This is a genomic window from Agrobacterium sp. MCAB5 (genome assembly GCF_052114365.1).
Classification (GTDB): domain Bacteria; phylum Pseudomonadota; class Alphaproteobacteria; order Rhizobiales; family Rhizobiaceae; genus Agrobacterium; species Agrobacterium tumefaciens.
In genome coordinates, this window is the sequence record NZ_JBFREP010000172.1 from 1 (window position 1) to 548 (window position 548).

Annotated in this window: 1 protein-coding gene; it reads left to right on the forward strand. The window is 57.2% G+C overall.

Annotation, left to right across the window (positions count from 1 at the left end; translation table 11 throughout):
* On the forward strand, positions 1-351 hold a 351-nt coding region (gene tnpB / locus AB4Z23_RS28045), incomplete at its 5' end, for an IS66 family insertion sequence element accessory protein TnpB (protein WP_441361250.1).
* Positions 352-548: the final 197 nt, after the last annotated feature.

The window sequence follows — 548 nt, forward strand, 5'->3', positions numbered from 1 at the left end:
GAAATGATCCCGATCAGTTCGAGCGTGCGGGTTTGGATTGCGAGCGGCCATTGCGATATGCGCAAGGGGATGCAGGGCCTTGCTCTGATCGTGCAGGAAGGTCTTGGTCGTGATCCGTTCAAGGGTGACGTTTTTGTGTTCCGCGGGAAAAGCGGCCGGCTGATCAAGGCTCTTTGGCATGACGGAATTGGGCTTTCGCTATACGCAAAGCGGCTCGAGCGTGGCCGTTTTATTTGGCCGGTGACTGAGGGCGGAGCGATTGCGCTGACGGCTGGCCAGATGTCTTATTTGCTTGAGGGAATTGACTGGCGAAACCCGCAGCAGACATGGCGTCCGACGAGCGCTGGATAGCGATTTTTGGCGAGGATTTGCCGCCATTGGCATCAAGAAAACCTATGCAAATCAGGGGTTTTGTGATTCACTTCGAGCATGGAACCCGGCTTCGAAAATCACCGTGATCATGCTGCTGCCCTGGAGGCAGAGCTGGCGACAGCGCGGGCGAAGCGTGCTGCTGCTTTGGCCGAGTTGGCTGTTRCCAGGGCCAGGGA